The 18,895-nt window shown below is 30.7% G+C and carries 23 protein-coding genes; 16 read left to right on the top strand and 7 right to left on the bottom strand.

Features of this window, described 5'->3' with window-relative positions:
* Positions 1-5 precede the first annotated feature (5 nt).
* The 6 genes from L8X40_RS01140 to recO are packed head-to-tail and all read left to right on the top strand — an operon-like array spanning position 6 to position 4,069.
* Positions 6-587 (top strand): FKBP-type peptidyl-prolyl cis-trans isomerase, encoded by a 582-nt coding sequence (locus L8X40_RS01140; RefSeq protein WP_263667130.1) that lies wholly within the window; start codon positions 6-8, stop codon positions 585-587.
* Entirely contained in the window at positions 587-1,507 is a 921-nt protein-coding gene (fabD, locus tag L8X40_RS01135) for an ACP S-malonyltransferase (protein ID WP_263667129.1), read from the top strand. Before L8X40_RS01140 ends, fabD begins: the two co-directional genes overlap by 1 nt.
* The gene (locus L8X40_RS01130) at positions 1,504-2,190 is read left to right on the top strand and encodes a 5'-methylthioadenosine/adenosylhomocysteine nucleosidase (protein WP_261529626.1); all 687 of its coding nucleotides are present in this window, start codon (positions 1,504-1,506) and stop codon (positions 2,188-2,190) included. Before fabD ends, L8X40_RS01130 begins: the two co-directional genes overlap by 4 nt.
* Positions 2,187-2,948 (top strand): ATP-binding protein, encoded by a 762-nt coding sequence (locus tag L8X40_RS01125; protein WP_039627820.1) that lies wholly within the window; start codon positions 2,187-2,189, stop codon positions 2,946-2,948. Before L8X40_RS01130 ends, L8X40_RS01125 begins: the two co-directional genes overlap by 4 nt.
* Positions 2,941-3,453 carry a cysteine hydrolase family protein gene (locus L8X40_RS01120; RefSeq protein WP_263667128.1) on the top strand — a complete coding sequence of 171 codons (513 nt, stop codon included), beginning with the start codon at positions 2,941-2,943 and terminating at the stop codon, positions 3,451-3,453. The genes L8X40_RS01125 and L8X40_RS01120 overlap by 8 nt, the downstream gene beginning before the upstream one ends.
* Before the next feature lies 1 nt (position 3,454).
* Positions 3,455-4,069 (top strand): recombination protein RecO, encoded by a 615-nt coding sequence (recO, locus tag L8X40_RS01115; protein ID WP_263667127.1) that lies wholly within the window; start codon positions 3,455-3,457, stop codon positions 4,067-4,069.
* Here recO and L8X40_RS01110 read toward each other — a convergent pair.
* The 7 genes from L8X40_RS01110 to bamA all read right to left on the bottom strand — a co-directional run bounded on the left by L8X40_RS01110 (position 4,053) and on the right by bamA (position 10,271).
* Positions 4,053-4,373, bottom strand: coding sequence for a hypothetical protein (locus L8X40_RS01110; protein WP_039617382.1), 321 nt, complete (start codon positions 4,371-4,373; stop codon positions 4,053-4,055). The genes recO and L8X40_RS01110 overlap by 17 nt on opposite strands.
* Positions 4,374-4,434: 61 nt before the next feature.
* Positions 4,435-5,361, bottom strand: coding sequence for a tRNA dihydrouridine synthase (locus L8X40_RS01105; RefSeq protein WP_263667126.1), 927 nt, complete (start codon positions 5,359-5,361; stop codon positions 4,435-4,437).
* Positions 5,358-6,341, bottom strand: a complete 984-nt coding sequence (locus L8X40_RS01100; protein ID WP_263667125.1) for a hypothetical protein — start codon at positions 6,339-6,341, stop codon at positions 5,358-5,360. Before L8X40_RS01100 ends, L8X40_RS01105 begins: the two co-directional genes overlap by 4 nt.
* Entirely contained in the window at positions 6,338-6,694 is a 357-nt protein-coding gene (dksA, locus tag L8X40_RS01095; RefSeq protein WP_087699412.1) for an RNA polymerase-binding protein DksA, read from the bottom strand. The genes L8X40_RS01100 and dksA overlap by 4 nt, the downstream gene beginning before the upstream one ends.
* An 8-nt stretch (positions 6,695-6,702) precedes the next feature.
* Positions 6,703-7,158, bottom strand: coding sequence for a 23S rRNA (pseudouridine(1915)-N(3))-methyltransferase RlmH (locus L8X40_RS01090; RefSeq protein ID WP_087699415.1), 456 nt, complete (start codon positions 7,156-7,158; stop codon positions 6,703-6,705).
* 3 nt (positions 7,159-7,161) lie between these two features.
* On the bottom strand, positions 7,162-8,004 hold the full coding sequence (gene accD / locus L8X40_RS01085) for an acetyl-CoA carboxylase, carboxyltransferase subunit beta (protein WP_087699416.1): 843 nt from the start codon (positions 8,002-8,004) through the stop codon (positions 7,162-7,164).
* A 50-nt stretch (positions 8,005-8,054) separates the two neighbouring features.
* Entirely contained in the window at positions 8,055-10,271 is a 2,217-nt protein-coding gene (bamA, locus tag L8X40_RS01080; RefSeq protein ID WP_263667124.1) for an outer membrane protein assembly factor BamA, read from the bottom strand.
* 77 nt (positions 10,272-10,348) lie between these two features.
* On the opposite strand from bamA, the gene L8X40_RS01075 reads away from it, so the two are divergent.
* From L8X40_RS01075 to L8X40_RS01030, 10 genes are all read left to right on the top strand, one after another.
* On the top strand, positions 10,349-11,176 hold the full coding sequence (locus L8X40_RS01075) for a prephenate dehydrogenase (RefSeq protein ID WP_214099826.1): 828 nt from the start codon (positions 10,349-10,351) through the stop codon (positions 11,174-11,176).
* A 72-nt stretch (positions 11,177-11,248) separates the two neighbouring features.
* On the top strand, positions 11,249-12,628 hold the full coding sequence (locus L8X40_RS01070; RefSeq protein ID WP_263667123.1) for a M23 family metallopeptidase: 1,380 nt from the start codon (positions 11,249-11,251) through the stop codon (positions 12,626-12,628).
* A gap of 2 nt (positions 12,629-12,630) precedes the next feature.
* A complete protein-coding gene (gene lpxC / locus L8X40_RS01065) occupies positions 12,631-13,515 on the top strand; it encodes a UDP-3-O-acyl-N-acetylglucosamine deacetylase (RefSeq protein ID WP_263667122.1) in 885 nt (294 codons plus the stop codon).
* A 41-nt stretch (positions 13,516-13,556) separates the two neighbouring features.
* Positions 13,557-13,964, top strand: a complete 408-nt coding sequence (locus L8X40_RS01060) for a tRNA threonylcarbamoyladenosine biosynthesis protein TsaB (RefSeq protein ID WP_263667140.1) — start codon at positions 13,557-13,559, stop codon at positions 13,962-13,964.
* A 9-nt stretch (positions 13,965-13,973) separates the two neighbouring features.
* A complete protein-coding gene (gene thrB / locus L8X40_RS01055; RefSeq protein WP_214099830.1) occupies positions 13,974-14,852 on the top strand; it encodes a homoserine kinase in 879 nt (292 codons plus the stop codon).
* A 24-nt stretch (positions 14,853-14,876) separates the two neighbouring features.
* Entirely contained in the window at positions 14,877-15,143 is a 267-nt protein-coding gene (locus L8X40_RS01050; RefSeq protein WP_263667121.1) for a DUF448 domain-containing protein, read from the top strand.
* Positions 15,124-17,757, top strand: a complete 2,634-nt coding sequence (infB, locus tag L8X40_RS01045; protein WP_263667120.1) for a translation initiation factor IF-2 — start codon at positions 15,124-15,126, stop codon at positions 17,755-17,757. The genes L8X40_RS01050 and infB overlap by 20 nt, the downstream gene beginning before the upstream one ends.
* Positions 17,754-18,116 (top strand): 30S ribosome-binding factor RbfA, encoded by a 363-nt coding sequence (gene rbfA, locus L8X40_RS01040; protein WP_039625256.1) that lies wholly within the window; start codon positions 17,754-17,756, stop codon positions 18,114-18,116. The genes infB and rbfA overlap by 4 nt, the downstream gene beginning before the upstream one ends.
* Positions 18,106-18,528 (top strand): ribosome maturation factor RimP, encoded by a 423-nt coding sequence (gene rimP / locus L8X40_RS01035; RefSeq protein ID WP_047207940.1) that lies wholly within the window; start codon positions 18,106-18,108, stop codon positions 18,526-18,528. Before rbfA ends, rimP begins: the two co-directional genes overlap by 11 nt.
* Before the next feature lie 72 nt (positions 18,529-18,600).
* Positions 18,601-18,888 carry a hypothetical protein gene (locus L8X40_RS01030; protein WP_261529615.1) on the top strand — a complete coding sequence of 96 codons (288 nt, stop codon included), beginning with the start codon at positions 18,601-18,603 and terminating at the stop codon, positions 18,886-18,888.
* Positions 18,889-18,895: the final 7 nt, after the last annotated feature.

The following is an 18,895-nucleotide window of genomic DNA, read 5'->3' as shown; positions in this document are numbered from 1 at the left end:
ATAAAATGGCTATAGAAAAAAATAGTGTAGTTTCAATGTTTTATGAGTTAAAAGATGCAAATACTAATGAAGTTTTAGAATCAAATATTTATGCTGAACCTATTTCTTTTATTTTGGGTAAGGGTCAAATTTTAGAAGGATTAGAAGAAGAAATTCAAAAGCTTAATGCCCCATGTAATGCTGATATTGTGATAAAAAAAGAAAATGCTTTGGGTGAATATGACGCAAATGCTTTGCAAACTTTACCAAAAGAGCAGTTTGCAGGAATTGATTTACAAGTTGGTATGGAGCTTTTTGGCGAAGGTGAAGATGGTAATACAGTAAGAGTAATTGTTAGAGAAATTACTGAAAATGAAGTTACTATTGATTACAATCATGCTTATGCAGGAAAAGATTTGTTATTTTCATTAAATATTGTAGATGCGAGAGCTGCAAGTGAAGATGAAATTTTAACAGGAATTATTGCAGGTAGTAGAAGTTGTGGATGTGGTGGTGGAGGACATCATCACGATCATCACGGACATGGTGGCGGCGGATGTTGTGGCGGCCACGGACATGGCGGCGGTGGTTGCTGCGGTGGTCATTAATGAATAGTGCATTTATTTTCCCAGGTCAAGGCTCTCAAAGCGTTGGCATGGGTTTGAGTTTTTATGATAATTCTAAAAAAGCAAAAGAATTACTAGACAATGCTAGCGATTTTTGTAAAATTGATTTTAAAAATTTGCTTTTTAAGGAAAATGAAAATTTAAATAAAAGCGAATTTACGCAAATGGCCATAGTATTAAACTCGCTAATGGCCTATGAAGCTTTAAAAGAGCAAGTTAATATAGAAGCTAAGTATAGCTTGGGTCATTCATTAGGAGAATTTAGTGCTTTAGCAACCCAAGATGCATTTGACTTTTTAGATGTAATAGCACTTGTTAATAAACGCGGTAAGTTTATGCAAGAAGATTGCTCTAAAATCGAAGCTGGTATGATGGTGGTTTTAGGGCTTGAAGATAAAGTGGTAGAAGAACTTTGTCAAAAGGCATTAAGTGAACAAAAAAGTATTTTTGCTGCTAATTATAATTGTGATGGGCAAATTGTAGTAGCAGGTTTAAAGCCTGATTTGGCTTCTTATGAGAGTGAGTTTAAAAATGCAGGAGCTAAAAGAGCTATGCTTTTGAACATGAGTGTTGCAAGCCATTGTCCATTATTAAAAAATGCGTCTTTGAAACTTACAAAAGAATTAGAACCTATTTTAAAAGAGAGTTTTAAAAGCGTAGTATCAAATGTCAATGCAAAAATGTATAATGATAAAAATCAAGCTCTAACGCTTTTAAGCGAGCAACTTATTAAGCCTGTTCTTTATAAACAAAGCATTAAGGCAATAGATGAAGAAGTGGATTTTTATATAGAATTTGGTGCAAGTGTATTAAAGGGTTTAAATAAAAAAATCACTCAAAAAGAAACTTATGCTTTAAGTAAAATAGAAGACATTGATGAAATTTTAAAGGTAATTAAATGAAAATAGCTATTTTAGGAGCTATGCCTGAAGAGGTTACTCCTTTACTAGAAACATTAAAAGAGTATCAAACAATCGAATATGCAAATAATACTTATTATCTTACAAAATATAAAAATCATGAATTAATTATCGCTTATTCTAAGATAGGGAAAGTAAATTCCACTCTTAGTGCGGCTATTATGATAGAAAAATTTAAAGCTGAGCTTTTACTCTTTACAGGCGTAGCCGGTGCTTTTAATCCTAGTTTAGAAATAGGGGATTTGATCTATGCTACAAAATTAGCTCAATATGATTTAGATATCACAGCTTTTGGGCATCCGCTTGGCTATGTTCCTGGCAATGAAATTTTTATAAAAACAGATGATAGGCTAAATAATCTTGCCATAGAAGCTGCTAAAGAGCTTGGTGTTAAATTACAATCAGGTATTATCGCTACGGGCGATGAGTTCATTTGCGATGAAAATAAAAAAGCAAAAATTAGAGAGATTTTCAATGCAGATGCTTGCGAAATGGAAGGAGCTAGTGTAGCTTTGGTGTGTGATGCTTTAAAAATTCCATGTTTGATTTTAAGATCAATGAGTGATAAAGCAGGTGAAAAGGCTGAATTTGACTTTGATGAGTTTGTAGAAAAATCTGCTAAAATTTCAGCTAATTTTGTCTTAAAAATTTGTGAGAAATTATGATAAATCTTAGTAAAAGACTAATCAGAGAAGTTGCAAAAGCAAACGCTAAATTTTCCTTAATAGGAGATAATGATAAGGTTTTATTAGGACTTAGTGGTGGGAAAGACTCTCTTGCTTTAGCCCATCTTTTAAAGCGTATGCAAGCACACGCGCCTTTTAAATTTGAACTTAAAGCAGTAACTTTAAGCTATGGTATGGGTGAAGATTATACCAAACTTCATAATCACTGCAAAGAACATGGTATTGACCATGAGGTTATTGATTCTAATATTTATGAAATTTCAGGTGATACCATTAGAAAAAATTCAAGCTTTTGTAGCTATTTTTCAAGAATGAGACGCGGTGCTTTATACACTTACGCCTTAGAAAATGGTTTTAATAAATTAGCCATAGCCCATCATTTAGACGATGCAGTGGAAAGTTTTTTTATGAATTTCATTTATAATGGTGCTCTTAGAAGTTTGGCTCCAAAATATAAAAGCAAAAGAGGTGTAGAGGTTATTCGGCCTTTGATTTTTGTAAGAGAAAGACAACTAAGGGAAAATGCTATTAATAATGAATTAGAAGTTATTGGTAATGAATTTTGTCCTGGTATGAAATTAAGTGAAAAAAATGTAAAATTTCCTCATGCAAGAGAAGAGGCAAAGCAACTTTTAGCAAATTTAGAAAAAGAAAATCCAAAATTATTTACAAGCTTAAAAACTGCATTTGAAAATATCCACACGGATAGTTTTTTTATGGTTAAGGATAATGACTAAACTTTTGGTTGTTGTTGATTATCAAAATGATTTTATCGATGGTAGCTTAGGTTTTGAAAAAGCTACCAAGATAAAAGATAATATTCTTACTCTTTTAAAAAATCATCAAGGTGATATCGTTTTTACTTTTGATACGCATGATGAGAATTATTTAAAAACTCAAGAAGGAAAAAAATTACCTATTTATCATTGTATTAAAGATACTTTTGGTTGGCAAATGCCAAGTGATTTTGATGTGTATTTAAAAAATGCAAAAAAAATCTTTTATAAGAATGCTTTTGGTAGCCTAGAATTGGCTAATTTTTTAAAACAAAATCATTATGAAAGTATAGAATTTTGTGGTTTGGTTTCGCATATTTGTGTATTTAGTAATATTATTTTAGCTCAAAGCGCTAGTATCAACTCAAAAATCATATTGTATAAAAATGCAACAGCAAGCTTTAGTAAGTCTTTGGAAAATAGTGCTTATGAAATTTTGCAAGCTTATGGCGTAGAACTTTTATAAAATGCAAGGTTTTATCTTACACACTCAGAGTGTAAAAGATGAGGACTTAATCGTTTATCTTTTAAGTGCTAAAAGAATTATTAAAAGTTATAGATTTTACGGAATGAGACATTCTAATATTTTAAGTGGATATAAGATTGATTTTGAGCTTGAAGAAAGTTCGAGGTTTTTACCACGCTTAAAAGATGTTTTGCATATTGGTTTTTCTTGGATTTTAGACAGAGAGAGAATGTTTTTTTGGCAAGAGTTTATTAGGCTTTTTTATTGGCATTTAAAAGATGTTGAGGAAATTGATAGTTTTTATTTTGAGCTTTTAGAAGATTGTGCTAAACGTTTTGAAAAACAAGATTGTAAACGTGTTATAGTAGATGCTTATTTAAAAATTTTAAATTTTGAAGGACGTTTACATAAAAGCTTTGTATGTTTTTATTGCGATGAGTATATACAAAAAAACGTTGTATTAGTAAGAGCTTTTTTACCAGCACATAAAAAATGTGCTTTTGGCTTTGAGTTTAAAACTAAAGATCTTGCGAAGTTTTATGAAAAGTTTAATTCATCGCATTTTAGCGATGAATATATTGATAATTTATATAAAATCATTAAAGAGGGTTTTTAAGAGTAATATCATACATCATAATAGCCTCTTGTCTTAATTTTGCGATGATATTTGCACTATCAATATGTGTATTTTTTATAATAGCTTCCTTGCTATTTTTAATATCTTCCAGTAAATTTCCAAGTTGTTTTTGAGAGCTTTGTAAGCAAGTACTTATACATTTTGGTTGGGTTTGTTGCAAAACTTGCTCGAAATTTAAACTTTGATTGTTAAGCTTTGAAGCATGTGCTGCTAGATTGTTTGCACTTGTTCTAATGCCACCTAATGCTTTGTAAATCCCTTTTGAATTGATATGAGCTGCCATGAACCTTCCTTGTTTTATGGTATCTCTTCATTCATATTGCTTAGAAATTTACAAGCAAAAATCATTCCTTATTGAAAAATTCTTGAATATATTTTCGCATAATATCTGCATCATTAATACGATTAACACAATCTCTAAAATTAGAAGCATCGTCATAGCCTTTAGAATATTCATGCAAGTGTTTTCTAAATATGCTTATGCCTTGTTCTTTATAGTGTTTTAGCATTTCTTCAAAATGTGCAAAAATGATTTTATTTTTCATAGCTTTTTCTATTTTTTTGCCAGTTTTTATCTCATAAAATATCCAAGGTTTTCCTATGCTTGCACGTCCTATCATCAAAGCATCACATTTTGTTGTTTCAAATACTTCTTTAGCATTATCTGCACTAATATCACCATTTGCTACTAAAGGAATTTTGATATTTTCTTTGGCTAAAGCTATGGCTTCATAATCAGCATTTCCACTATACATTTGTTTTCTAGTGCGACCATGCATACTGATAAAATTTACTCCAGCATTTTCACACGCTTTAGCGATGGCAATAGGATCTTTTTTTTCAAATCCCAATCTTACTTTGACACTAGTTAATTTTTTATTGCTTGTTTTTTTGATAAGTTCTAAAATTCTTTGTAATTTATCAAGATCTTGTAAAAGAGCACTACCTGCGCATTGTTTTATAACTTTATTTACAGGACAACCGCAATTAAAATCAATCCCATCTATAAAATCAAAACGATTTAATATTTCTACTGCTTTTTGAATCACACTTTCATCTGAGCCTGCAATTTGAACTATGTAAGGATTTTCAAGTTCAGCTTTTTCTAGCATTTTAAGAGTTTTTGAGCTCTCATACACTAAGGCATTAGAACTTATCATTTCACTAATGGTTACATCAGCCCCAAATTGCTTGACTAAATTTCTTAAAGGCAAGTCTGAAAAACCTGCCATAGGGGCTAAAAATAAAGGCTTTTTGCTAAAATCTATCATTGTATTAATTTTTCAAGTTCTATTTTTTTATTATGTTCTCTTAAAAAGAGCAAGAGTCTAAAGTCTTTATGCTCATTTTGATCATTTCCTAATTCATTAAGTAATTCATCATACATACCAAATTCTGCTAAAGTATAAAGATAAGCCCTTAAAGCTTGAGAATAACTATCTTTTAACTTTTTAAATAAAGCAATTAATACTTGAGGCTCTATTTTTTTACAAAGTATTTTAGCACAACGTAAATATGACTTATCATCTAAGGTATTCATACTAAGTAAAACTTCGATTTCGGCATGATTTAATTCTAAGTTTTCTTTTTCAAATCTATTTAAAAGCAATAAAATATCATCTTGATTTTTTTGTATTTTTAGTATTTTAATTTGACTATAGGGTGCATTTTCTAACACCATTTTATAAGCAAAAATTTCTAGTTCATCTGCTAAGGTATCTTTGTTTTTGATAAAAGAAAAAGCATAATTGTTATCATTTTGAAAGTGATTTTTTTCATTTAAAATAAAAAATTCATTATTTGGATCTAGCTTGTATTTTTTTAATTCTACAAATTCTTTTTTATCTAAGTTCTCAAAAATATCAATAATTTCATCTATTTTAGGATTTTGAATTTTTTCTTTAAAACAAAGGGCTTGAGTGTTTTTTGCTATATTTTGAAATTCTTGAGTTTTAAATTTAACCTTGCTTATTTTTTTTAAAAAAATATCAATAATAAAATTTTCATAATTTTTACTATCTTTAATTAGATTTTTGTATTGTAAATGTTTTAAAAAGCCATAAAAACTCATATGTGCTAAAGCTAGTATCATTAAAAATAAAGCAGGCAAAACAACCCATAAGCTAACAGGTAAATTTAATTCAAAAGTGGAAATTGCAAAAGTGTAATTTCCTAAATTTAGATTATAAACTAAGGCTGCAACAATTAAAAGATAAACCAAACTTGCAAAGAAAAATAATCTTATCTTCATAGCTCTTTCCTTTTTTCTAGAGTTTCACGGCAATTGATACAGTATTTTGCGTGAGGTTTTACCTTAAGTCTTTCAGGGTGAATATCATCTTCGCAATACTCGCAAATACCATAAGTATTGTTATCTATTTTACTTAATGAATGTTTAATTTCTTCTAGTTCGGCTTTTAAATTTTCATTGATTTTAAAATCAATATGAGAACTATTGTCGATTTGCTGCAAATCAACTTCATCTCTAGGTTCGCTATCTTGTAGATTATGGATATTGTTTATATTGCCCTGAAGCTCTTGTAAAATTTCTTTTTGTCTTTGAAGTAATATATTTTTAAATTCCTCAAGATTTAATTCTTGCATAAATGCTCCTATTTGTGATATGGGTGATTTGTATTAATGCAAAATGCACGATAAATTTGTTCTAAAAGCATGGTTTTGGCAAATTTATGCACTAAAGTCATTTTGCTAAGGGCTATACTTGTATGCATTTGTGTAATAAATTCTTGCTCAAACCCATAAGCACCGCCTATAAAAAATGAAATTTCATTTTTATCTAGTAATAATTTTGCAAATTCTACACTCGTAAGCTCTTTACCTTTTTCATCTAAGGCTATGCAAAAACCTTTTTTATAAGGATTTAGTGCATTTGTATAAGATTTTTTTGCTTCTATGATATTAGTGTTTTGTGCTTGATTGATTTTATTATTAAAAATACAAATATCATTAAAACTGCAAAATTTTTTGATGAGCTTGGTGTAGTGCTCATCTATTTTGCTAAATTCATTGTTATTGTTTTTTTGAATGCTTAAAAGATTGATTTGCATTTTTTAGTTTTTAGAAAAAAATCTTAAAAAATCTGCTATAAATTTTTTATGTTCACTTCTTTCTACAATCGCATCGATTAATCCATGTTCAAGTAAAAATTCGGCCTTTTGAAAGCCTTCTGGTAAATCAGCTCCTATAGTTTGTTTAATTACCCTAGCCCCTGCAAAACCTACTAAAGCGCCAGGTTCGGCTAAGATGATATCTCCAAGCCAAGCAAAAGATGCACTTACTCCACCCATGGTTGGATCCGTTAATACTGAAATATAAGGAAGTTTTTCTTCTGCTAGTAGCTTTAATGCTGCACTTGTTTTGCTCATTTGCATTAAAGAATAAGTACTTTCTTGCATTCTAGCTCCACCGCTTGCACTAACTATAACAACAGGTGTTTTTTTCTCAATTGCTCTTTCAATCGCTCTAAGAATTTTTTCACCTTCTACTGAGCCCAAACTTCCTCCCATGAAAGAAAAATCAAAAACAACTAATTGAGTTTTAATGCCATCTATATTACACTCGCCACTTATTATAGCACTTTTTCTTCCTGTTTTTTCTTCGTTTTCTGCTAATCTTTTTTTATATGATTTACTATCTACAAATTTAAGCGGGTCGATTGCATGTAAATCTTTATCCATTTCTATAAATGTGCCTTCATCGCTAAGTAACTCGATGCGTTTTAAAGGGTTTAATCTCATGTGAAAATTACATTTAGGGCAAACATTATAACAAGTTTCTATTTCTTTATAATACATTAACGCATGACAAGAATTACATTTAACCCAGTGGTTTGGAGCTTCACTTGGAGTAGCTTGTTTGCGTCTTATACTAGAAAAAATATCTAAAAAATTCATTATCTCTACCTAAAATAAAATTTCAAAATTATAGCAAGATTTTATTACTTTTAGAATCTTGCGCCTAACATAAATTCAAATTTACTTATGTCGTCTTTTGAGTTAGTATTAAATGGTTTAGCAAAAACTAAATTTAAAGCACCTAGTGGGGTTAGCCACTCAAAACCAACGCCTGTACTCCATCTTTGAATTTGACTTAAAGAGCTTTGTCCTATGGCACCATAGTCAAAAAATATACTTCCTCTTAGTTTGATTCTATCAAAGATTGGAAAGCTAAGTTCTACAGAGTTTGCAAAGGCAACTGTACCACCTGTCTCATCGCCCCATTCGTTTTTAGGACTCACGCTTCTTCTATCAAAACCTCTAATGGTTCCTATACCTCCAAGATAGAGTTTTTCGTTAATTGGTAAATAGCCTTGGTCCCATACTTTATAAAAACTTGCTTTATAACGATAAATCAAATCCCAGCCTATAAATTCTTCTAAGCCTTGATAATAATTAAATTTAGTGGTAGAGCTTATAAATTCTTGATCCCCACCTAAGCCTGCATATTCAAGTGAGGTTGAAGCGATAAAACCTGATCTTGGTAAATAATAATCATCTGTATTGTTAAATACTATTGAAGGAGTAATAGAGCTTTTGTAAGTTTTTCCAAGTTTATATCCTTGAGCGATTAAGCGATCACTTAAATGATAAATATCACTTTGTTCAAGATTATAAGTTAAATCTATGCTTGTATATCTTCCTAAAGTTTTACCAACGCTTATATCAAAACCATAATTTCTCTCATCATAGCTATCCCACTCTAAACGGTCTGAATATAATGATCCTCCAAGAGAATAATCGCTATCATTTACTCTAGGATTTCTTAAAGATACTCTACCTGAAAGTGTATCATCGCCTTTGTCTATACTTACACTTCCTTTCATACCAGAACCTAAAATATTTGCATCAGATAATGAAGCACTAAGTAAAATTCCATCACTAGTTCCATAACCAATACCACCTGAAATAGCTCCGGTTGAAGCTTCCTTGACTTCTACTATTAAATCAATATGTGTATCATCCACTCTTTGTTCTTTAATGTCTACATTTTCAAAATATGCAGTTCTTCTTAGAGCATTTCTTGAGTCCATTAAATCAGTTCTATTATAAAGATTACCTTCGGTTAAATAAAGCTCTCTACGAATAACCCTATCAACTGTCTTGGTATTGCCTGAAACGATGACATCTCTTATATATACTTTTTCATTCGGTATAACTTTAAAAATAATTATAGCTTCATGATTTTCTTTATCTTTTTGTATATCAGGTATAACTTGTACAAAAGCATAACCTAAATCTGCTGTTTTGGTTTCTATAGTTTTTATATCTTCTCTTAGTTTTTCTATATTGACTATTTTTCCAACACTTAATTTTAAATCATTTGCCAAAGCTTCATTTTCTTCATCGCTAAAAATTGGATTAAAAATTTTAATCTCTTTGACTTTATAAACCTCGCCTTCATTAATAAAATAAGTCAAATCAGCTTGATAAGTATCTGTGTAAGTATTTAAAAAAGCAGGAGATACGCTCACATCAAGATAGCCTTCTTTTAAATATACATCTGAAATTCTTGAGCTATCATTTGCAAGATCAAAAATTTTAAGCTTACCATCATTAAAACCCCACATCCAACCCAAAGCTTCTCTTTGTTTATTTGCTATTGCAGGTTCAATATCTGAATAACTTAAATTTTTTGCGCCACTTAAATGCACTTTTTCTATGATGATATTTTCCCCACGATTTACCACAAAAGTAAGTTTTAATGAACTTGAGTTACTTAATTTTTCATCTTTGATTTCTACAACAGTATCATAAAAACCTTTGGCTTGATAAAAAAGTTTGATTTTTTCGGCCGCATCTTTAGCTGAATTTTCATCATACAAAATTCCAGGTTTTAAGCCAACAAGGCTTTCTATTTGTTTTCTATCGTTACTTGCTATACCTTGAATATCTATTTTTCCAATAGATGGTTTTTCTACCATTTTAAAAGTTAGCACTCCATTTTTTTCTTCTACTGCTATATCTTTAAAATAATTTCTATCAAAAAGATTTTTAATCGCTATATCTATACTAGCAGGATCAATTTTTTGTCCTATTTTTAATTTAGAAATCGCAATAGCACTTTCTTTAGAAAGTTGCGATAAGCCTTCAAATTTTATATCTTTAATCGTAGTTGCACATAAAGAACTTGAGAGTGCAAAGAAAACAAACCATTTTTTCATCATTTTACCTAAATTTTTATATACAAAATCGTTATAATACCAAAATATTTTTAACTAATGCTTTTTAAGGAAAATTTATGAAAGTAGGTATAGTTGGACTTGGCTTAATAGGCGGATCTTTGGGTCTTAGTTTAAGAGAGAATAAATTAATAGATTTAGTTTGCGGGTACGATATAAATAAGGAATTTGAACAAATCGCACTAGAGCGAAAATTAATAGATAAAATTGTTTCTTTTGAAGAGTTAAAAAAATGTGATGTAATTTTTTTAGCTATCCCTGTAAGAGCTATTGTAAAAATTTTAAAAGAATTTCAAGGCATTTCCAAAGATTGCACTATCATTGAGCTTGGAAGTACAAAAGAAGAAATTATTAAAAATTTACCATCTGATTTACAAAGTCAATTTATCGCAGCTCATCCTATGGCAGGAACGGAAAATAGCGGTCCAAGTGCAGCTATAAAAGATTTATATAAAAATGCAGTTTGTGTTTTGTGTGATGTGCAAAATGCTGATCATATTCACCAAAAAAGAGCCATAGAAATTTTTTCAGATTTAGGAATGAAACTTGTATTTATGGATAGTATTGCGCATGATCATCATGCTTCCATCATTTCACATTTACCGCATGTGATTAGTTTTTCTTTGGCAAATTTTGTAATGAAAGAAGAAAATAAAAAAAACATAGCCCACCTAGGTGGTCCTTCTTTTAAAGATATGTGTAGAATTGCAAAATCAAACCCTCAAATGTGGAGTGGTATTTTTGAGCAAAATAAACAAAATTTATTAAATTCTATTGATTTGTTTCAAAAAGAATTGCAAGAATGTAAAAAAATGATAGAAAAATGTGATATAAATGAGCTTGAAACTTGGATTAAAAGTGCAAATAAATTAAGAGAAATTTTATAAAATTTTTTATAATTTACTCTTAATTTGCTAAAGAATAATATATTTTTAAAAAAATAGATTGAAAGTGAAAATATGGTTTTTGCACGTAAAAGATCAAATAAAAAGTGGATTTTGGCAGTTTTTTTAATACTTTTAGCCTTTGTGGTGTTTGTTTTAAATACAAAGTTATTTGAAAAAAATCCTCCGCTGATTCAAACAAAATCAGATATTATTTATAGTAATTTAACAGATCCTATATCCATAGAAGTAAGCGATGAAAGTGCTTTAAAAGATATAAAAGTTACTTTATTTAAGGCAAATGAGTTAAATGGTGAAATACTTGTTAATGAGCATGTTAAGGGCAACAAAAAAAGCATTCATTTTGATTTAAAATTACCAAAACTAGCTTATAAAGAAAAAGTCGATTCTTATAAACTTGTAATAGAAGCAAGTGATAGTAGTTTTTGGAATTTCTTTTTAGGAAATCAAGCACTTAAAGAAGTGAAAGTTATTATTGATACCAAAAAACCACTTGTAGAAATTTTAGATAATTCTTACCAAATCGAACAAGGTGGAGTAGGTAGTGTGGTATTTAAAGCAAGTGATGAGAATTTGCAAGAAGTTTATATCACAACCGATAAAGATAGAATTTTTAAAGCAACTCCTTATGTGAAAGAAGGATATTATGCTGCTTTGATTCCTTGGGAGGCAACTGATGAGCACTTTAGAGCTTATGTGGTGGCAGTGGATAAAGCAGGTAATGTAAACAAACAAAGAATTAGATATTATTTTACTAATAAAAAATACCGTGTATCTAATATAAAGGTAAGTGATAGATTTTTAGATGGTAAGATTGAATTTTTAGCACAAAAATATGCTCCAAAAGATAGAGAATTAAGCAGGCTTGAAAAATTTAAATTTGTGAATGAAGATTTAAGAGCTTCTAATGAAGTTATCATTCATGATATTACAAGTAAAGTTCCTGATACTATGATTAATAATTTTAAAGTTAATCTTTTCAAACCTTTAAAAAATGGCCAAAAAGTAGCTGATTATGCTGATCATAGATTTTATTCTTATAATAATCAAGCATTTAGTAGTTCTTATCATATGGGGCTTGATTTAGCAAGCGTAAAAGAAGCGCCTATCATTAGCAATAATGATGGTGAAGTAGTATTTGTACAAGAAAATGGAATTTATGGATTAAATATTATTATTTATCATGGCTTTGGTATTTATACTCTTTATGGACACTGCACTAATGTGGATGTAAATGTGGGCGATAGAGTTAGAGCAGGTGATGTTATAGGCACCACAGGTACTACAGGCTTAGCACTTGGAGATCATGTGCATTTTGGTGTTTTAGTGCAAGGAGTTGAAGTGCGTCCTGAGCAATGGCAAGATGCAAAATGGATAAAAGAAAATATCTATAATGTATTAGAATCAAGTAAAAAAAGAATTTTGAGTGAATAAAAATGAATCAAACAACAATAGCAAAAGAAGTTAAAGGTGTTGGCATAGGTTTGCACAAGGGTGAGCCTATTAGTATAAAATTAGAGCCATTAGAAGCTGGCAGTGGTATAGTGTTTTATAGAAGTGATTTAGGAATTTCTTATGAAGCAAAACCTGAAAATGTCATCGATACACAAATGGCTACTGTAATAGGCGATCATAGAGGTTATGTATCTACTATAGAGCATTTAATGAGTGCGATTAATGCTTATGGTATTGACAATGTGCGTATAGTTTTAGATGCTAATGAAGCTCCTGTAATGGATGGTAGTAGCATAGGCTTTTGTATGATGCTTGAAGAAGCAGGCATAAAAGAGCTTGATGTGGCTAAAAAAATTTTAGTGATTAAAAAAAGTGTAGAAGTAAAAGAAGGCAATAAATTTGTGCGTTTAAGTCCTACGGATATGCCTATTGTAAACTATACAATCGAATTTGATAATCCTATCATAGGTAAGCAAAATTATTGTTTTGAATTTAGCAAACAAAACTACATAGAGCAAATAGCAAGAGCAAGAACCTTTGGATTTTTAAAAGATGTTCAAGCTTTAAGAGCTATGAATTTAGGTCTTGGTGGAAGTTTAGAAAATGCTGTTGTGATTGATGATAATCGTATTTTAAACCCTGAAGGTTTGCGTTTTAAAGACGAATTTGTGCGCCATAAAATTTTAGATGCTATCGGGGATTTAACCTTGCTTGGATGTAGAGTTTTTGGAGACTATACTTCTTATGCAGGTTCGCACAAACTTAATCATCTTTTAACCAAAGAACTTTTAAAAGATCCTAGTACTTATGAAGTGGTAAGTTTAGAAAAAAGTGCATATAAAGTTTATGAAAAGGTTTTTGCATAAAAAAGGTTACTTTGCTTTTAAATGCTATAGCAAAACCTTTGATGCTTGGTATTTATGAAAATGATGTATTGATAAAAACCATTAAGGATGATTTAAAAGTTAGTGAAGTTTTGCCAAAAATATTGCAAGATTTACTTTCACAATATGAGTTTGAAAAGCTTATTTATGTGCATGGACCAGGCTCTTACATGGGTATAAAGATTTCTTATGTTTCTTTTAAAACTCTAGCTATAGTTAAAAACATTCCTTTAAAAGCTATTAGTGCTTTTGAGTTAAACAATAATGCTCCTATAGCCGCTAATAAGCATTTATGTTTTGTAAAAAAAGATGATGATGAAGTTGTTTTAGAAAAGACACAAGCGGGAAGCTTTTTTATGCCCCAAAGTTTAAAAGATTTAAATTTCAGTAAAGAAAATACACCTTTTTATGTTTTAGATGCGATTAATTAAGGTAAAAAAATGAAGATTTTAGTTCCTGCTACAAGTGCAAATTTAGGTCCTGGTTTTGATTGTTTGGGTTTGAGTTTAAAATATTTTAATCAAACCATAGTTGAAAAATCTAAATTTTTTAGCATTAGCATACACGGAGAAGGTGAAAATAATATCTATCTTAAAAAAAACAATACCTTTGTTAATATTTTTTATGAAATTTATCAAAGACTAAGTGGTAAAAAAGATAATTTCCGCTTTGTTTTTCAAAATAACATCCCTTTAGCAAGAGGCATGGGAAGCTCTTCTGCTGTAATAGTTGGGGCTATTGCTTGTGCTTATGAATTAAGTGGATTTAAAGCGGATAAAAATACCATTTTAAATGAAGCTTTAAAATATGAAAACCATCCAGATAATATAGCTCCAGCAGCACTTGGGGGTTTTGTGTGTGCATTAACTCATAATGAAAAAGTTTTAGCTATAAAAAAAGAAGTGGATAAAGACTTACAAGCTGTTATAACCATACCAAATGTAGCGATGAATACTCAAAAATCAAGAGCAGTTTTAGCTAAAAAAATCAATCTAGAAGATGGTGTTTTTAATCTTTGTCATGCTTCATTTTTAACTGCTTGTTTTTTAGAGAAAAAATATGATTTATTAAAATATGCAAGTTTAGACAAACTTCATCAAAACCAAAGAATGAAACTTTTGCCTGAGCTTTTTGAGGTGCAAAAACTAGCTTTAGATAATAATGCTCTCATGAGCACGCTTTCAGGATCAGGTTCGAGTTTTTTTACTCTAGCTTATAAAGATGATGCCAAAAAAATCAAAGAAAAAATCAAAAATAAATTTGCTAAATTTAGAGTTGAGCTTTTAGAATTTGATGATGAGGGCTTTAAAATTTGCTAAAAATTCCAAAAAAAAGATATAATTTTGAAAAATCATATACCCATTAGAATGTGCATTGTTTGCAAAGGTCGTTATGAAAAGCAAAGTTTGCATCAATTTCAAATAAAAAATTCTCAAATTATCACTAAAGTGGAATTTGGCAGGAGTTTGTATATTTGTAATTCATGTTTTGATAAAGATGAAAAAACATTGCAAAGGGCTTTTATGAGAGCTTGCAAAGGCAGTTTTCATGGTAATATAAATCAGCAGGATTTAAAGGAGATATTTTTTAATGGCAGATGTAAAGATTAGCGAGATCGCTCAAGAGTTAGGATATACAAGTAAAGAAATTATAGAAAAAGCCAATGAAATGGGCTTAGAAGATATCAAATCCCCTAACAAAAAAGTATCTTCTGAAATCGCAGAAGCGATTTATCAATACGTTCAATCCGGTGAAATACTAGATGTGGTAAAAAAATTGGCCAAACCTAAAAAAGAAAGTACGGCAAAAAAAACTACTAAAAAAGAAGAAAATAAAAAAGAAGAGAAAAAAACTACTACTAAAAAAGAAAGCAAAAGCCCTGCTAAAGCAGTAAGTGAAAAAAAAGATGAAATAAAAAAAGAAGATAAACAACCTGAAAATCCCATAAAAAATGAGGCATTAGAAGAAAAAAAAGAAGAAATTAAACTCGATGAAAAGCTAGGTTCTAATTTAAATTTAGCTAAAAGAAGAGGCTTGGTTATCGTTAAAAAGAAAAAAGAAGAAAGCAAAGAAGCTCAAATAAATAAAGAAGAAAAAGTTAGTACACAAACTACTCAAGGTCTAAGCCTTAGTATGATTTTTTCAAATTCAGATGAGAATTTAAAAAGAAAGAAAAAAGAAAAGAAAAATCATCCTGTAGCAAGCAAAAAAGAAAACACTACCAAAATGGATCTTTTAGGAGATAAAGACTTTGCTGATATTTCTTTAGAAGATGACGATATGGTAGTTTTACCTGATTTTAGTGTAAAAGAAAACAAACCAGCACAACCAGCAAACAAAAAACAACCAAATATTTTAAAGCAATCTTTAAATAACTCTATCAACCCATTTGGCGAGGGTGGTATACAAAGAAGAAGTCGTAAAAAACCACCTAAAAAGGTAGAGAAAAAAGAAAGTGAAGCTATAACAAGTGTAAGCATACCTAAAGAAATTCGTGTGTATGAATTTGCTGAAAAACTTGGTAAAAACACCGGAGAAGTTATCTCTAAGCTTTTCATGCTTGGTATGATGACGACTAAAAATGACTTTTTAGATGAGGATGCTATAGAAATTCTTGCTGCAGAATTTGGCGTGGAGATTAATATCATTGATGAAGCTGATGAGTTTGATTATGTAAAAGATTATGATGAAAATCAAACAGAAGAAAATCTAAGTCAAAGAGCTCCGGTTATCACTATCATGGGGCATGTAGATCATGGTAAGACTTCTTTGCTTGATTATATAAGAAAATCACGCATTGCAAGTGGCGAAGCAGGCGGGATCACTCAGCATGTTGGTGCTTACATGGTGGAAAAAAATGGTAGAAAAATCACTTTTATTGATACTCCAGGCCATGAGGCATTTACTGCTATGCGTGCAAGGGGAGCTAGTATAACGGATATTGTTATTATCGTAGTAGCTGCAGATGATGGGGTAAAACCACAAACTAAAGAAGCGATCAATCATGCAAAAGCAGCTAATGTGCCTATCATCATTGCTATTAATAAAATGGATAAAGAAAACGCAAATCCTGACATGGTAAAAACCCAACTAGCAGAAATGGACATCATGCCAGTAGAATGGGGTGGAAGCCATGAGTTTGTGCCAGTTTCAGCTAAAAAGGGTGATGGCATAGAGGATTTACTTGAAATTGTATTATTACAAGCTGATATTTTAGAGCTTAAAGCAAATCCAAAAGCCCATGCTAAAGCAAGTATTATAGAATCTTCAGTGCAAAAAGGTAGAGGTCCTGTGGCTACTATCATCGTACAAAATGGTACTTTAAGAGTGGGAAATACAGTCGTAGCAGGGGAAGCTTATGGTAAAGTACGTGCTATGAGCGATGATCAAGGCAAAGCTTTAAAAGAAATAGGTCCAGGTGAGTGTGGGGTGATCATAGGTCTTAGTGAAGTGGCTGATGCAGGAGAAACCCTAATAGCCGTAGATAGCGATAAACAAGCAAGAGAATATGCTAATAAACGCCATGAATACAACCGCCAAAAAGAACTAAGCAAATCCACTAAAGTAAGTATAGATGAGCTTGGTGCAAAAATCAAAGAAGGCAATTTAAAAGCCCTTCCTGTGATCTTAAAAGCAGATGTGCAAGGTTCACTTGAAGCGATTAAGGCTAGTTTAGAAAAACTCAAAAACGATGAGATTAAGGTTAATATCATCCATAGTGGCGTAGGTGGGATTACTCAAAGCGATATAGAGCTTGCAAGTGCTAGTGAAAACTCTATCGTTTTAGGTTTTAATATACGCCCAACCGGTGAGATCAAAGAGCGTGCCAAAGATAAAGGCGTAGAGATAAAAACTTATAATGTTATTTATAATTTGCTTGATGATGTAAAAGCCTTACTAGGTGGTATGATGAGTCCTATCATCTCTGAAGAACAACTTGGTCAAGCTGAAATTCGCCAAGTGATCAATGTGCCAAAATTAGGCCAAATCGCAGGTTGTATGGTGACAGAAGGTACGATCAATCGTGGTGCGAAAATCAGGCTCATTAGAGATGGGGTTGTGGTATTTGAAGGTAATGTAAGCTCACTCAAGCGCTTTAAAGATGATGTAAGAGAAGTTGCAAAAGGCTATGAATGCGGTGTAGGTATAGAAGGTTGTAATGATATGAGAGTGGGCGATTATATAGAAAGTTACAAAGAAGTTGAGGAACAAGTAAGCCTATGAACCCAGCTGAAATCAAAAAGCTACGCACAGAAAGCATTTTAAAAGAGCTTATACCAGAAGCTTTAGCAAATTTAGACAACGAAGCTTTAAAAAACTTGTGCGTAGTGGATGTAGAGTGTAAAAAAGGTAGATATGATGCTTTTGTGTATTTAGATAAAATGTTTTTTAATATCCAAGAGCAAGAAATCATACTCAATCAGCTTAAAAAAGCTGCCCGTGCTTTGCAAAATTACTGCATGAGTGAGCAAGGGTGGTATAGATGTCCGAATTTTCACTTTAAATTTGATGATAGATTAGAGTATCAAAACCATATGGATGCTTTATTTGAAAAAATCAAAAAGGAACAAAATGAATCTTGAAGCACTTTGTAAAGAAGCAGGGCTTAGCTTTTATGATGATGAGCTGGTAAGTGAAAATGGTAGAAAGATTTATAGAATTTATGTACAAAAAGAAGGTGGGGTAAATCTTGATGATTGTGCTAGACTTAGTGAGATTTTATCGCCTATTTTTGATGTAGAGCCACCTGTGAGTGGGGAGTATTTTTTAGAAGTATCAAGCTGTGGGCTTGAGAGAAAACTTAGCAAAATTGAACATTTTGCAAAAAGCATTAACGAGCTTGTAAAAATCACAACTAGTGAAAAAGAAAAAATCGAAGCAAAAATCATCGCCGTAGATGATGAAAATATCACTTTAGAAAATTTAGAAACTCAAGAAAAAACTACTATAAATTTTAGCGACATAAGAAAAGCTAAAACCTTCATACAATGGTAAAAATTTAGAATTCTAAATTTTTACTTATTTTTTGTATAATTAAATTTAAATACGAAAACAAAAAGGCGTATAATGCTTGAAAATAAATATGATTATAATATAAGCAAAAAAGATAAAAATGGTAATGTGTATTATCATTTTCCAAAAGATGAAGATGAATTTAAAGAAGCAGTTGTAAAAAATGGTGGCATGAGTGTGTATGTTTATCAAGATGATAAATTAATAGATGAATTTCATACGAAAAGCCGAGGTTATAAATGGACTACGCCTATTTTTACTTATTTGAAAAATATGAACAAAGATAGAGAATATTTTCATAGATATTATAAAAATTGTAAATTTTTTGCGGTTGTAGATTAAAAGGAAA

Origin of the sequence: Campylobacter sp. CNRCH_2013_0855, from assembly GCF_025773025.1 — a bacterium.
GTDB classification, from domain to species: Bacteria; Campylobacterota; Campylobacteria; order Campylobacterales; family Campylobacteraceae; genus Campylobacter_D; species Campylobacter_D jejuni_C.
Note: the sequence above shows the minus strand (reverse complement) of the source record. Positions and strands in the feature narration are given on the sequence as shown.